We start from the raw sequence: 13,837 nt of genomic DNA on the forward strand, positions 1-13,837 counted from the left end.
CATTGCGTTTTGCGCACTTATCGCTCCGGGACGGGGTCGTCCGAGACCGATAAGTGCGCAAAACGCGGGGCGGGGAGAGGTCTTCCGAGCCGGGTCCGGACGATTCGCCGCCACTGATTACGATTGGGGGGTGACCAGTGCGCCAGAGACTCCCCAGACCCCCGCAGACGCCCTCCCCAAGAGCTGGGACCCCAGCGCGGTAGAGGCCGACTTGTACCAGGGCTGGGTAGACGCCGGTTACTTCACCGCCGATCCGTCGAGCGACAAGCCCGGCTACTCGATCGTCCTGCCGCCGCCGAACGTCACCGGCTCGCTGCACATGGGCCACGCGCTCGACCACACCCTCATGGACGCGCTGTGCCGCCGCAAGCGGATGCAAGGCTACGAGGTGCTGTGGCTGCCCGGCATGGACCACGCCGGCATCGCGACGCAGACCATCGTCGAGAAGCAGCTCGCGGCCGACGGCAAGAAGAAGGAAGACTTCGGACGCGAGGCCTTCATCGAGAAGGTCTGGGACTGGAAGCGTGAGTCCGGCGGCACCATCCAGGGCCAGATGCGTCGCATCGGCGACGGCGTCGACTGGAGCCGCGACCGCTTCACGATGGACGAGGGCCTCTCGCGTGCCGTCCAGACCATCTTCAAGCGCCTGTACGACGAGGGTCTGATCTACCGCGCCGAGCGTCTGGTCAACTGGTCGCCGGTGCTGCAGACCGCGATCTCCGACATCGAGGTCAAGTTCGAGGAGGTCGAGGGCGAACTCGTCTCGCTGCGCTACGGCTCCCTCGACGACGACGAGCCGCACGTGATCGTCGCGACCACCCGCGTCGAGACGATGCTCGGTGACACCGCCGTCGCCGTCCACCCGGACGACGAGCGCTACAAGCACCTCGTCGGCACCACGCTCGAGCACCCGTTCACCGGGCGCCGGATCCCGATCATCGCCGACGAGTACGTCGACCCCGAGTTCGGCACCGGCGCCGTGAAGATCACGCCGGCGCACGACCCCAATGACTTCGAGATGGGCCTGCGGCACGACCTGCCGATGCCCACGATCATGGACAAGACCGGCAAGATCGCCGACACCGGAACGCAGTTCGACGGCATGGACCGCTTCGAGGCCCGCGTGAAGGTGCGCGAGGTGCTCGCCGAGCAGGGCCGCGTCGTCGCCGAGAAGCGTCCGTACCTGCACAGCGTCGGTCACTCCGAGCGCTCGGGCGAGACCATCGAGCCGCGGCTGTCGATGCAGTGGTGGGTCAAGGTCGATGCACTCGCCAAAGCCGCCGGTGACGCGGTCCGCAACGGCGACACCGTCATTCACCCGGCCAGCCAGGAGCCGCGCTGGTTCGCGTGGGTCGACAACATGCACGACTGGTGCATCTCGCGCCAGCTGTGGTGGGGTCACCGCATCCCGATCTGGTACGGCCCGAACGGCGAGGTGCAGTGCTTCGGTCCGGACGAGACGGCGCCCGAGGGATGGGAGCAGGACCCCGACGTCCTCGACACGTGGTTCTCGTCGGGTCTGTGGCCGTTCTCGACGATGGGCTGGCCCGACAAGACCCCCGAGATCGAGAAGTTCTATCCCACGAGCGTTCTCGTCACCGGCTACGACATCCTGTTCTTCTGGGTGGCCCGGATGATGATGTTCGGCACCTACGTCGCCGGCGACGACGCCGTGGGCGGCGGCAAGGTCCCGTTCAAGGACCTGTTCCTGCACGGACTCGTCCGTGACCAGTACGGCAAGAAGATGTCGAAGTCCCGCGGCAACGGCATCGACCCGCTCGACTGGGTCGACCGCTTCGGCGCCGACGCCCTGCGCTTCACGCTCGCCCGCGGCGCCAACCCGGGCAGCGACCTCGCGGTCGGCGAGGACCACGCGCAGTCGTCCCGGAACTTCGCGAACAAGCTGTTCAACGCCACCAAGTTCGCGCTGATGAACGGTGCCGTGGTCGCGGAACTGCCGGCCCGCGACCAGCTCACCGACGCCGACCGCTGGATCCTCGACCGGCTCGAGCAGGTCCGCACCGAGGTGGACGAGGCGTTCGAGAAGTTCGAGTTCTCGAAGGCGTGCGAGGCGCTGTACCACTTCGCGTGGGACGAGGTGTGCGACTGGTACCTCGAGCTCGCCAAGGTTCAGCTCGCCGACGGTTCCGTCCACGCCGACGGCACCAAGGCCGTCCTCGGCAACGTGCTCGACACGCTGCTTCGGATGCTGCACCCGGTCATCCCGTTCGTCACCGAGACACTGTGGAAGGTGCTCACCGGCGGTGAGTCCGTCGTGGTCTCCGAGTGGCCGCGCGGCACCGACGTCGCGACGGATTCCGTTGCGGCCCAGCGTGTCGAGGACATGCAGCGCCTGGTGACCGAGGTCCGCCGCTTCCGCAGCGACCAGGGCCTCAAGCCGTCGCAGAAGGTGGCCGCGCGCCTGTCCGGTGCCACCGACGCCGACATCGAGAGCCAGCTGGCGTCGGTGGCGTCGCTCGCGAAGCTCACCGAGCCGTCCGAGACGTTCGCTGCCACCGCCTCGGTCGAGGTGCGCCTGAGCAAGGCCACTGTCACGGTCGAGCTGGACACGTCGGGCACGGTCGATCTGGGTGCCGAGAAGAAGCGCCTCGAGAAGGACCTCGCGGTCGCCGAGAAGGAGCTGGCGGGCACCACCGCCAAGCTGTCCAACGAGGCGTTCCTCGCGAAGGCCCCCGACGCGGTCGTCGACAAGATCCGCACCCGCCAGCAGGTGGCGCAGGAGGAGATCGCCCGCATGACCGCACGTCTGAAGGAGCTGGGCGGAGCGTGACCACCGAACGCCCGGGCGAACCCACCCCGGTCGATCTCGCCGAACTCGCACTCGTCGAGGCGGAGCTGGATCAGCGCTGGCCCGAGACCAAGATCGAGCCGTCGCTGACCCGCATCTCCGCGCTGATGGATCTGCTCGGTTCGCCGCAGCACAGCTATCCGGCCATCCACGTCGCCGGCACCAACGGCAAGACGTCGGTGACGCGGATGATCGACGCCCTGCTCACCCAGCTGCATCGCCGGACCGGACGGACGACCAGCCCGCACCTGCAGCTGGCGACGGAGCGGATCAGTATCGACGGCAAACCGATCCCGGTGCGGACGTACATCGACACGTACCGCGAGATCGAGCCGTACGTCCGGATGATCGACCAGCAGTCCGAGGCCGCGGGCGGTCCCGCGATGAGCAAGTTCGAGGTGACCACCGCGATGGCGTACGCCGCGTTCGCGGAGGCGCCGGTGGACATCGCCGTCGTCGAGACCGGGCTCGGTGGCAAGTGGGACGCCACCAACGTCATCGACGCGCAGGTCGCGGTGATCACCCCGATCGGGCTCGACCACATCGACTACCTGGGCCCCGACCTCGCGTCGATCGCGGGGGAGAAGGCCGGGATCATCAAGAAGGGCCGCGACAGCGGGATCGAGGGCGTCGCCCCGGTGGATACCGTCGCGATCCTGGCCGAGCAGGAGCCCGAGGTGATGGACGTGCTGCTGCGGCGCGCCGTCGAGGTCGATGCGGCCGTCGCCCGCGAGGGATCCGAGTTCAAGGTGCTGCGGCGCCAGATCGCGATCGGCGGCCAGCAGCTCGAGTTGCAGGGACTCGGCGGCGTGTACGAGGACATCTTCCTGCCGCTGCACGGCGAGCATCAGGCGCGCAACGCGTCGCTCGCCCTCGCCGCTGTGGAGGCGTTCTTCGGGGCCGGGCCGGATCGTCAGCTCGAGGCCGACGCGATCCGCGCCGGCTTCGCGTCGGTGGTCAATCCGGGACGACTCGAACGGGTGCGCAGCGCGCCCACGGTGTTCCTCGACGCCGCGCACAACCCGCACGGGGCGAAGGCGCTCGCCGCCGCGCTGTCGGCGGAGTTCGACTTCCGCAAGCTCGTCGGAGTCGTCAGCGTCATGGGCGACAAGGACGTCGAGGGCATCCTCGACGCCCTCGAGCCGGTCTTCGACGAGTTGGTCGTCACCCACAACGGGTCGCCGCGGGCGATGGACGTCGAGGACCTGGCGAATCGTGCGGTGGCCCGCTTCGGCGACGAGCGGGTCGTGGTCGCCCCAACCCTGGCAGACGCACTCGAGACAGCGATCGGGTTGGCGGAGGAAGTCGCCGAACCCGGCGAGGCAGTATCGGGAGCGGGCGTCGTGGTCACCGGTTCGGTTGTGACCGCCGGCGTCGCCCGATCCCTGTTCGGAAAGGACCCCGCGTGAGCGAGACCCCGGAGACCCCTGAGAACAACCAGCCCGGGTTCCGCCCGCCGGCGAACGATCCGTGGAAGGGCTTCCGCGGTGTGATGGCGGGAACCCTCGTCCTCGAAGCGATCGTGGTGCTGCTGGCGCTGCCGGTGGTGGCCGTCGTCAATGCGTCCGGCCTGACGTGGTTCTCCGGCACCTACATCTGCGTGCTGGCGGTGCTCATGATCGTCGGCTCCGGCATGCAGGGGCGGCCGTGGGCGATGAAGTTCAACCTGACACTGCAGGTCTTCACCATCCTCGGGTTCTTCGTGGACACGGCGCTCGGCGTCATCGGTCTGCTCTTCGGTGCGGTGTGGCTGTACATCGTGTACCTCCGCAAGGACATCGCCCGCCGGATCGAGCAGGGTCTGCTTCCTGGGCAACGAGACTGACCGTCTACGCTGTTTCCGTGAACGAGCGCACCCTGGTATTGATCAAGCCCGACGGCGTGGCTCGCGGCTACGTCGGCGAGATCCTCTCCCGCATCGAACGTAAGGGTCTGACCATCGCGGCGATGGAGCTGCAGACCGCGTCGAACGACGTCGCCGCGACGCACTACGCGGAGCACGAAGGCAAGCCGTTCTACCCGGGACTGCTCGAGTTCATCACGTCCGGTCCGCTCGTGGCCGCGGTCCTGGAAGGCCCGCGCGCGATCGCGGCGTTCCGGCAGATCGCCGGTGGCACCGATCCGGTCGAGAAGGCCGTCCCCGGCACCATTCGTGCGGACCTGGCCCTCGACGGCGGCCAGAATCTCGTGCACGGTTCCGACTCCGTCGACTCCGCCGAGCGTGAGATCGCGCTCTGGTTTCCCCAGCTCGCCGGGGCCTGAGCCCCTCGACTCCGACGCTCCTCGGGCCCTGTGCCCGGGGAGCGTCTTTTTGTTTCGCCACCTACCGGTGCGCCGATGGGCGGAGACCGGGCGCAGGTGTGGGATACTTGACTCGGTCGGACCGCAATTTTGCTCCACGCGGATCCGATCGGATGACACCACGGTGCGAAGCCCGTCATCGCTGCCTCACCGGCGCAGGTAATCCCTGCTACGTGCGGCACGCTGGATGATCAGGCGCTCACGTCGTGAACGGTCAGGCGTACCACGCCGTGGGCCGCCGCCATCCTGCCAGGCACCGCGCGATTTCGCAGTGATAACGGACACTGCGGAGCACGTGGAGCGAGACCAGACAATCTCGTACCCCGGTGCGAGTACACAACCATCGCCCCCGCGCGGCCGCGGTCACATCCGATCTCCAGACGGATGGACGCGCCCGGGGGCTCGAGGAGAATACGTGGCCGATCAAGCGCCGCCCGAAAGTGTGCAGGAACCGATCGCGGAAGCGACGGTCGAACCAAGTACCACCCCGGTACTTCCCGAGAAGATTCGCGTCCACGCGTTGGCGAAGCTGCTCGGCGTCACCAGCAAGCAGGTCCTCGCCGAGGCCGCCGCGCTGGGTACCGAGCTGCGCAGCGCGCAGTCCAGCCTGCAGCGTGACATCGCCGAACGCATCCACGCGACGATGTCCGGTGCCGTCGAGCCGAGCCCCGAACCGGAGACCCCGGTGGCGGAGGCTCCGGTGACCGAACCAGTCGCCGACCAGGCCCCCGCCGAGCAGGCAGCCGAGAAGCCGGAGAAGCCGGCGCCCCGCAAGCGTGCCCGCAAGAAGGCCGCGCCCAAGGTGAAGGCCGACGCAAAGGCCGAGGAAAAGGTTGAGGCCGTCGCCGAACCCGAGCCGACGCCGGCCCCCGAGGAACCCGGCGCGACCGGTGCCGGGTTGTTCACCCACACCGAACTGGGTGCAGAGCACGAGCCCGAGCAGTCCGCACCCGCCGCCACCGTGCAGGCCCCGCTGTTCCTCCAGCCCGAGGCCGTGGTCGAGGAGACCGCTCCGCGTCGTCGTCGCAGTCGGCGCGCGGCCGCCGCGCCCGAGGTGAGCGACGAGCACGCCGAGTCGACCGACGAGGCGACCACCGCTCCTTCCGGCACGGACGAGGCGGCGGCTGCGACCGAGTCGGCCGAGACCACCGAGACCGCCGAGTCCACCGAGACCGAAGGCGGCGATCAGCAGCGTCGGCGCCGTCGCGGCCGTCGCGGCCGTGGTCGTGGCCGCGGCGAGCAGGCCGCCGAGAGCGCCGAGTCGGAGGAGACCGAGGAGAAGGTCGCCGGCGAGGGTGAAGCCGCAACCGAGTCGCAGCCGTCCGCGGACGAGACTGCCGAATCCGGTGAGGCAGCCGAGACGAGCGAGGGCGCCGAGGCAGGCGAGGACGAGGAAGCCGGCGACGGCACCAGCCGTCGTCGCCGTCGTCGCCGTCGCCGCAAGGGCGGCGCCGAGGGCGACGTCACGGCGGAGGACGATCCGCCGAACACCGTCGTGCACGAGCGCGAGCCGCGGAACAAGGCCCGCGCCAAGGACGAGGTGCAGGGCATCAGCGGCTCCACCCGCCTCGAGGCGAAGCGTCAGCGTCGCCGCGACGGTCGCGACGCCGGCCGTCGTCGCCCGCCCATCCTGAGCGAGTCGGAATTCCTGGCCCGCCGTGAGGCGGTCGACCGGGTGATGGTCGTGCGCGAGAAGGTCGGCGGGTCGAACCCGGCGGCGTCGACCCAGGTGGCGGTCCTCGAGGACGGCGTCCTGGTCGAACACTTCGTGACGGGTTCGTCGTCGGCGTCGATGGTCGGCAACGTCTACCTCGGCCGCGTGCAGAACGTGCTTCCCAGCATGGAGGCGGCGTTCATCGACATCGGACGCGGCCGCAACGGCGTGCTGTACGCCGGTGAGGTCAACTGGGAGGCGGCCGGTCTCGGCGGCCGGGAACGCAAGATCGAGCAGGCGCTCCGCCCGGGCGACCAGGTGCTGGTCCAGGTCAGCAAGGATCCGGTGGGCCACAAGGGTGCCCGCCTGACCACGCAGATCAGCCTCGCCGGGCGCTTCCTGGTGTACGTGCCCGGCGGCACGTCCACCGGCATCAGCCGCAAGCTGCCCGACACCGAGCGCAAGCGCCTCAAGGAGATCCTCCGCGAGATCGTGCCGGCCGACGCCGGTGTGATCATCCGCACGGCGTCCGAGGGCGTCAGCGAGGAGGAACTCTCGCGGGACGTCACCCGACTGCAGTCTCAGTGGGCGACTATCGAGGAGCAGGCGGCGAAGGCGAAGGACGGCAAGTCCGGTTCGCCTCAGGCGCTGTACGAGGAGCCCGACCTGCTGGTCAAGGTCGTCCGGGACCTGTTCAACGAGGACTTCTCGAAGCTCGTCATCGAGGGCGAGAAGGCGTGGAGCACGGTCGAGTCGTACATCAAGACCGTGGCCCCGGACCTGCTGCCGCGCGTCGAGCGGCACGATTCCGAGCCGGGCGCTTTGGACGTATTCGAGACGCACCGCATCGACGAGCAGTTGGCGAAGGCGCTCGATCGCAAGGTGTGGCTGCCGTCAGGCGGCACGCTGGTGATCGATCGCACCGAGGCGATGACCGTCATCGACGTCAACACCGGCAAGTTCACGGGCTCGGGTGGCAATCTCGAGGAGACCGTCACTCGGAACAACCTCGAGGCGGCCGAGGAGATCGTGCGGCAGATGCGCCTGCGCGACATCGGCGGCATGATCGTGGTCGACTTCATCGACATGGTCCTCGAGTCCAACCGTGACCTGGTGCTGCGGCGTCTCACTGAGTCGCTCGGTCGGGACCGCACCCGCCATCAGGTGTCCGAGGTCACGTCGCTGGGCCTGGTCCAGATGACGCGCAAGAAGCTCGGCACCGGTCTGGTCGAGGCGTTCTCCACCACGTGTGAGCATTGCCACGGCCGGGGCATCATCGTCCACAACGAGCCCGTCGAGGTGAAGTCCGGCGACGAGGGCCGCGGTCAGCCGAAGGAGTCGGGCGGACGCAAGAAGCGCGGCCGCGACCGTGCGGCGGCGGCAGCGCAGGAACCGGCGGCCAACGGGCAGCACGCCCACCCGTCGCAGGAGGAGGCGGCCGCCGACGCGACCGTCAAGCGGGCGCACCCGGTGGCGCTCGCGATGGCCTCGCACCACGACGAAGACCACCCGGACGAGTCCGAGGCGGACACCGGACAGGTCGAGAAGCACGAAGTCGAGGCACCGCCGGCGGAGCCCGAAAAGGCCGAGGCGGCAACGGTCGAGCCTGCGAACGCCGAGCCCGAGAAGGCCGAACCGGAGCCCGAGGCTCCTGCGGCGCCGCGGGCCAGGCGGCGGAGCCGGCGAGTGTCGAGGGCGGCGGCAGCACCGGCAGGTGAGGCAACCGAGGCGGGCACGGTCTTCGTGGTCCCGACGTCGGAGCCGACACCGGAGCCCTCACCGGAGCCCTCACCGGAGCCCGTTGCCGAACCTGAGGCTGTTTCCGCGGCCCCCGCTGCGTCGGACGCAGCCGGGGACGGCGAGGCGCAGGTTTCGCGTCGGCCGCGTCGCCGCCGTGCCGCAGCACGTCCCGCCGGCCCGCCGGTGGACGCCGAGGCCTGACGGATTCGTGGTGACTCGCCGCCCCGCGCGCGTTGCGGGGCGGCGAAGCACCACACCGGGATCGGGTGGATGCGCCAGTTTGACCCTGGCGGCCCGCTTCCCGTAATCTTGACCGGTCGCTACCCGGCGATACCGCTCTGCTGCGCCCTATTCGGGCCTTACGGGCGCGTAAGGGGTAGCCGCCACACCAGACCAGTCGCGCAGCACTGAAAGCCTCACGGCAGCGGCGCGAGCACGTTCGAAGTAGCAAGGGGTAGCCGTCCGATGGCAACGTACGCGATCGTCAAGACCGGCGGAAAGCAGTACAAGGTCGCTGTTGGTGACCTCGTCAAGGTCGAGAAGATCGAGGGTGAGCCCGGCACCGCTGTCTCGCTTGCCCCGGTCCTCGTGGTCGATGGGTCCGAGCTGACCACCGACGCCGACAAGCTGGCGAAGATCTCCGTGACCGGTGAGGTCGTCGAGCACACCAAGGGCCCGAAGATCCGGATCCACAAGTTCAAGAACAAGACCGGTTACCACAAGCGCCAGGGTCACCGTCAGAAGCTGACGGTCCTCAAGGTCACCGGCATCAAGTAACTCGAACTTTCACCGATTCCTGGAGGGATTCGACATGGCACATAAGAAGGGTGCATCCAGCTCCCGTAACGGTCGCGATTCAAACGCACAGCGACTCGGCGTGAAGCGCTTCGGCGGCCAGTCCGTCAGCGCCGGCGAGATCCTCGTGCGTCAGCGCGGCACCCACTTCCACCCCGGCGTCAACGTCGGTCGTGGCGGTGACGACACCCTGTTCGCTCTCGCTGCGGGCGCCGTCGAGTTCGGCACCAAGCGCGGGCGCAAGACCGTGAACATCGTTCCGGTCGCGGCAGAGGCCTAGGTCTGCTGCCACCTACGGTTCGGGCTCGCATCGTCTCGATGCACTGACGAGTTCGATTCCGTTCCGATCTCCCAGTAGGGGCGGGCCAGGGTCTCACAACCCTGCCCGCCCCTACTGTTGTTTCAGCCACAGTGCGTCTTCTGCGTCACACTGTGAATCCAGAAGTAGCCCAGAAGTATTGACTGAGGAAGGATCCGGCAGTCATGTCCCGATTCATTGACCGCGTGGTGCTGCACGTCAGCGCCGGTAAGGGCGGCAATGGTTGCGCCTCTGTCCACCGCGAGAAGTTCAAGCCGCTCGGCGGCCCTGACGGCGGCAACGGCGGGCGCGGTGGGGATGTCGTGCTCGAGGTGGACGGCAACGTCCACACCCTCCTCGACTTCCACTTCCACCCGCGGGCCAAGGCGACCAGCGGCACTCAGGGAATGGGCGGCAACCGGGAAGGTGCCAACGGCTCCGACCTGGTCCTGAAGGTGCCCGACGGCACCGTCGTCGTCGACAAGCAGGGCGAGGTCCTGGCGGACCTCATCGGGATCGGCACCCGGTTCGTGGCGGCCCGCGGCGGCCGCGGCGGGCTGGGGAACGCCTCCCTGGCATCCAAGGCACGCAAGGCCCCCGGCTTCGCGCTGCTCGGCGAGGAGGGCGAGGCGGGCGACCTGATCCTCGAACTCAAGTCCGTCGCCGACGTCGGACTGGTCGGCTTCCCCTCCGCAGGCAAGTCGTCGCTCGTGTCGGTGCTGTCGGCCGCGAAGCCGAAGATCGGCGATTACCCCTTCACGACCTTGCAGCCCAACCTGGGCGTGGTGTCGAGCGGTGACACGACGTTCACCGTCGCCGACGTGCCGGGCCTCATCCCGGGCGCCAGCGAGGGCCGCGGCCTCGGCCTGGACTTCCTGCGCCACCTCGAGCGCTGCGCTGTGCTCGCGCACGTCGTGGACTGCGCCACCCTCGAGCCGGGACGGGACCCGATCTCCGACGTCGACGCCCTCGAGGCGGAGTTGGCGGCCTACCAGCCCGCGCTCAAGGGCGACTCCGGGCTCGGCGACCTCGCGGACCGCCCGCGCATCGTGATCCTCAACAAGGCCGACGTCCCCGAGGCGGCCGAGCTCGCCGAGATGGTGACGCCGGACTTCGAGGCGCGTGGCTGGCCGGTGTTCACGATCTCCGCGGTGAGCCGGGACGGCCTGCGGCCCTTGACCTTCGCGCTCGCCAAGATGGTGGCAGACTACCGTGAGGCGCATCCGCCGGCGGAGCCGAAGCGTCAGGTGATCCGTCCGATCGCGGCCAAGGAGACCGGGTTCGACGTCATCGCCGATCCCGACAATCCGGGTGGCTTCATCGTGCGCGGCGTCCAGCCCGAGCGCTGGGTCCGGCAGACGGCGTTCGACAACGACGAGGCCGTCGGCTACCTCGCGGACCGCTTGGCGCGCCTCGGCGTCGAGGACGCGTTGGTCAAGCAGGGCGCCGAGCCCGGTGCGTTCGTGACCATCGGCGACGTCGGATTCGAGTGGGAGCCGCAGACCGCGGCGGGTGTCGACATCGTCCGCACCGGTCGTGGCACCGATGCCCGTCTCGACCAGGACGAGCGCATCGGCGCGGCTGAACGTAAGCATGCTCGCCGGATCCGCCGGGGACTCGAGAGCGAGGATCCCGAGAACAAGTGAGCGAGACCAGAGCGGCCATCGCGTCCGCGCGCAGCATCGTCGTCAAGATCGGATCCTCCGCACTGACGAGCCTGATCGGCGGACTCGACGTCAGCCGCTTGAACCTGCTCGCGGACGCACTCGAGGCGCGGATGCGGGCCGGGTCGGACGTCGTCGTGGTGTCGTCGGGCGCCGTCGGTGCGGGGCTCGCTCCGCTCGGATTGACCCATCGCCCAAGGGATCTCGCGACCAAGCAGGCGGCAGCGAGCGTCGGCCAGCTGGCGTTGGCGCATGCGTGGGGAACGTCGTTCGCGCGGTACGGGCGCACCGTCGGGCAGGTGTTGCTCACCGCAGACGACATCGCCCGCCGCACCCAGCACCGCAACGCGCAGCGCACCCTGGACCGGCTGCGGGCGCTGCACGCGGTCGCGATCGTCAACGAGAACGACACCGTCGCGACGACGGAGCTGCGCTTCGGCGACAACGACCGCCTCGCCGCGCTCGTCTCGCACCTGGTGGGTGCGGACGCGCTGGTGCTGCTGTCCGACGTCGACGGGCTCTACGACGGTGATCCCCGAAAGGGCGGGGCCACACTGATTCCCGAGGTGAACAGCCCCGAGGACCTGGACGGTGTGGTCGCCGGGTCAGGGGGAGCACTCGGCACCGGCGGAATGGCGTCCAAGCTGTCGGCGGCGCGGCTGGCGGCCGACTCCGGTGTGCCGGTGTTGCTGGCCGCCGCGTCGGACGCGGCGACGGCGCTCACGACGGCCGATGCCGGCACCGTCTTCGCCGCACGGCCGCACCGGATGTCGGCGCGCAAGTTCTGGGTGCGGCACGCCGCGGACGCGCAGGGCACGCTGCACCTCGACGCGGGCGCGGTGCGGGCCGTGGTGGAGCGCCGGCGGTCGCTGTTGCCGGCCGGAATCACCGCGGTCGCGGGCCGCTTCTACGGCGGTGACGTGATCTCCCTCGTCGGGCCGGACGAGCGTCCCGTGGCCCGCGGCGTGGTCGCGTACGACTCGACCGAGATCGAGGACATGCTCGGCCACTCGACGACGGAGCTGCCGGTGGACATGCAGCGCCCCGTCGTCCACGCGGACGACCTGGTTCCGCTGTAGTTGCTCAGGCGGGCAGGGCGGTGGCGAGTTGCTGCAGGAACTCGGAACTGCCCAGCTCGGCCTTGACCGCCGCGAACTCGTCGCCGCGGGTGGTGCCGCGGTTGACGATGACGATCGGCATCCCGTCCCGGGCGGCGCGGCGGACGAACCGCAGGCCGGACATCACGGTCAGCGAGGAGCCCACCACCAGCAGTGCGTCGGCGCCGGCGACCATCTCGAACGCCGCCGCCACCCGTGGCTTCGGGACGCTCTCGCCGAAGTAGACGATGTCGGGCTTGAGCATGCCCCCGCACCGGTCGCAGTCGACCATCCGGAAGTGGTCGGTGCTCTCGACGACGGCGTCGGCGTCCGGCGCGATCTCGACGCCGGTGGCGGCCGCGACGGTGTCCGCGAATCCCGGGTTCGCGGCGTCGAGGCGCTCGGCGAGCGTCATCCGCGAGATGCGGTGCCCGCAGTCGAGGCAGCGCACCTGCGCGTAGCTGCCGTGCAGGTCGATGACGTGGTGACTGCCGGCCTTGGTGTGCAGCAGATCGACGTTCTGGGTGATCACGCCGTGTACGACACCGGCGCGTTCGAGCCGGGCCAGCGCGCGGTGCCCGGCGTTGGGGCGGGCCGCATCCATGTACCGCCACCCGAGGTGATTCCGTGCCCAGTAGTGCCGGCGGAACGAGACGTCGCCGACGAACTGCTGGTAGGTCATCGGGTTGCGGGGCGGTGAGTCGGGGCCGCGATAGTCGGGGATGCCCGAGTCGGTGGAGATTCCGGCTCCGGTCAGCACGCACACGCGCCGACCGCCGAGCAGTTCGAGTATCGGGTCGATCACCTGATCCAGGGTAGGCGCGTGTCCGATCCGTTCAATCCGCGGTGCCGCCCCGCGCCCGACAATGGACGCCATGAGCACAGTGAACCCCATTCCCGACGGATACCGGACCCTCACGCCGTACTTGGCGGTCCCGGACGGCCCCGCGGCGCTCGACTTCTACGTCGCCGGTCTCGGTGCCGTCGTCGTCGACCGCATGGACGCGCCCGACGGCACCGTCATGCACGCCGAGATCCGGATCGGGGACTCGATGCTGCAACTGTCGAACGAGATGCCCGACTTCGGGCTCAAGGCACCCGAACCCGGCTGGGTGCACTCCTCGCTCGTCGTCTACGTCGAGGACGCGGACGCGTTCGTCGCCCGAGCGGTCGACGCCGGCGCGACGCTGGTGACGCCGGTCGCGGACACCTTCTCGGGGGACCGGCACGGGGTGTTCCTCGATCCGTTCGGGCACCGGTGGGCCGTCTGCACCAAGATCGAGGACGTCCCGTCCGCGGAGGTGGCGCGGCGCGCGCGTGAGCTGTTCTTCCCCGATCCCGTTTCCTGACAACGCGCACCGGGATCACCTCCGGCCGAGTTTGTGGCAAAACGCCCACGGTGATGGCGGGCACTCTCTATCGTGACCAAGTTGGACCTACGTCCAGCTCTGGTGGCGGCGTTCCGTACGCCGACCGCGC

The 13,837-nt window shown here is 69.4% G+C and carries 11 protein-coding genes; 10 read left to right on the forward strand and 1 reads right to left on the reverse strand.

Annotated features, from left to right (window positions below):
* Positions 1–130 precede the first annotated feature (130 nt).
* The 9 genes from ABI214_RS23535 (at position 131) to proB (ending at position 12,340) form a co-directional block, all read left to right on the forward strand.
* Positions 131–2,791, forward strand: coding sequence for a valine--tRNA ligase (locus ABI214_RS23535; RefSeq protein ID WP_348604839.1), 2,661 nt, complete (start codon positions 131–133; stop codon positions 2,789–2,791).
* A complete protein-coding gene (gene folC / locus ABI214_RS23540) occupies positions 2,788–4,218 on the forward strand; it encodes a bifunctional tetrahydrofolate synthase/dihydrofolate synthase (RefSeq protein WP_348604840.1) in 1,431 nt (476 codons plus the stop codon). The genes ABI214_RS23535 and folC overlap by 4 nt, the downstream gene beginning before the upstream one ends.
* 83 nt (positions 4,219–4,301) lie before the next feature.
* Positions 4,302–4,634 carry a DUF4233 domain-containing protein gene (locus ABI214_RS23545; RefSeq protein ID WP_408586528.1) on the forward strand — a complete coding sequence of 111 codons (333 nt, stop codon included), beginning with the start codon at positions 4,302–4,304 and terminating at the stop codon, positions 4,632–4,634.
* 17 nt (positions 4,635–4,651) lie between these two features.
* Positions 4,652–5,071 (forward strand): nucleoside-diphosphate kinase, encoded by a 420-nt coding sequence (gene ndk, locus ABI214_RS23550; protein ID WP_348604842.1) that lies wholly within the window; start codon positions 4,652–4,654, stop codon positions 5,069–5,071.
* Positions 5,072–5,525: 454 nt separating this feature from the next.
* Entirely contained in the window at positions 5,526–8,705 is a 3,180-nt protein-coding gene (locus tag ABI214_RS23555; protein WP_348604843.1) for a translation initiation factor IF-2 N-terminal domain-containing protein, read from the forward strand.
* A gap of 264 nt (positions 8,706–8,969) precedes the next feature.
* A complete protein-coding gene (gene rplU / locus ABI214_RS23560) occupies positions 8,970–9,281 on the forward strand; it encodes a 50S ribosomal protein L21 (RefSeq protein WP_005512259.1) in 312 nt (103 codons plus the stop codon).
* A gap of 34 nt (positions 9,282–9,315) precedes the next feature.
* Positions 9,316–9,579 (forward strand): 50S ribosomal protein L27, encoded by a 264-nt coding sequence (gene rpmA / locus ABI214_RS23565; protein WP_013416501.1) that lies wholly within the window; start codon positions 9,316–9,318, stop codon positions 9,577–9,579.
* A 203-nt stretch (positions 9,580–9,782) separates the two neighbouring features.
* Positions 9,783–11,243 carry a GTPase ObgE gene (obgE, locus tag ABI214_RS23570; protein WP_348604844.1) on the forward strand — a complete coding sequence of 487 codons (1,461 nt, stop codon included), beginning with the start codon at positions 9,783–9,785 and terminating at the stop codon, positions 11,241–11,243.
* Positions 11,240–12,340, forward strand: coding sequence for a glutamate 5-kinase (proB, locus tag ABI214_RS23575; protein WP_348604845.1), 1,101 nt, complete (start codon positions 11,240–11,242; stop codon positions 12,338–12,340). The genes obgE and proB overlap by 4 nt, the downstream gene beginning before the upstream one ends.
* A gap of 4 nt (positions 12,341–12,344) precedes the next feature.
* Here the strand turns inward: proB and ABI214_RS23580 are convergent, their stop codons facing one another.
* Positions 12,345–13,163: an NAD-dependent protein deacetylase gene (locus ABI214_RS23580; protein WP_348604846.1), complete on the reverse strand. Its 819-nt coding sequence runs from the start codon at positions 13,161–13,163 to the stop codon at positions 12,345–12,347.
* A gap of 70 nt (positions 13,164–13,233) precedes the next feature.
* Here ABI214_RS23580 and ABI214_RS23585 point away from each other — a divergent pair, with 70 nt between their 5' ends.
* On the forward strand, positions 13,234–13,707 hold the full coding sequence (locus tag ABI214_RS23585) for a VOC family protein (protein WP_348604847.1): 474 nt from the start codon (positions 13,234–13,236) through the stop codon (positions 13,705–13,707).
* The last annotated feature ends 130 nt before the right edge of the window (positions 13,708–13,837 follow it).

The sequence above is a fragment of the Prescottella soli genome (assembly GCF_040024445.1).
Lineage (GTDB): Bacteria > Actinomycetota > Actinomycetes > Mycobacteriales > Mycobacteriaceae > Prescottella > Prescottella soli.

What these genes read in the sequence shown, in the direction of transcription:
- ABI214_RS23545 (WP_408586528.1), top strand. Translation starts at nt 4,302, where the DNA reads ATGGCGGGAACCCTCGTCCTCGAAGCGATCGTGGTGCTGCTGGCGCTG.
- obgE (WP_348604844.1), top strand. Translation starts at nt 9,783, where the DNA reads ATGTCCCGATTCATTGACCGCGTGGTGCTGCACGTCAGCGCCGGTAAG.
- rplU (WP_005512259.1), top strand. Translation starts at nt 8,970, where the DNA reads ATGGCAACGTACGCGATCGTCAAGACCGGCGGAAAGCAGTACAAGGTC.
- rpmA (WP_013416501.1), top strand. Translation starts at nt 9,316, where the DNA reads ATGGCACATAAGAAGGGTGCATCCAGCTCCCGTAACGGTCGCGATTCA.
- ABI214_RS23585 (WP_348604847.1), top strand. Translation starts at nt 13,234, where the DNA reads ATGAGCACAGTGAACCCCATTCCCGACGGATACCGGACCCTCACGCCG.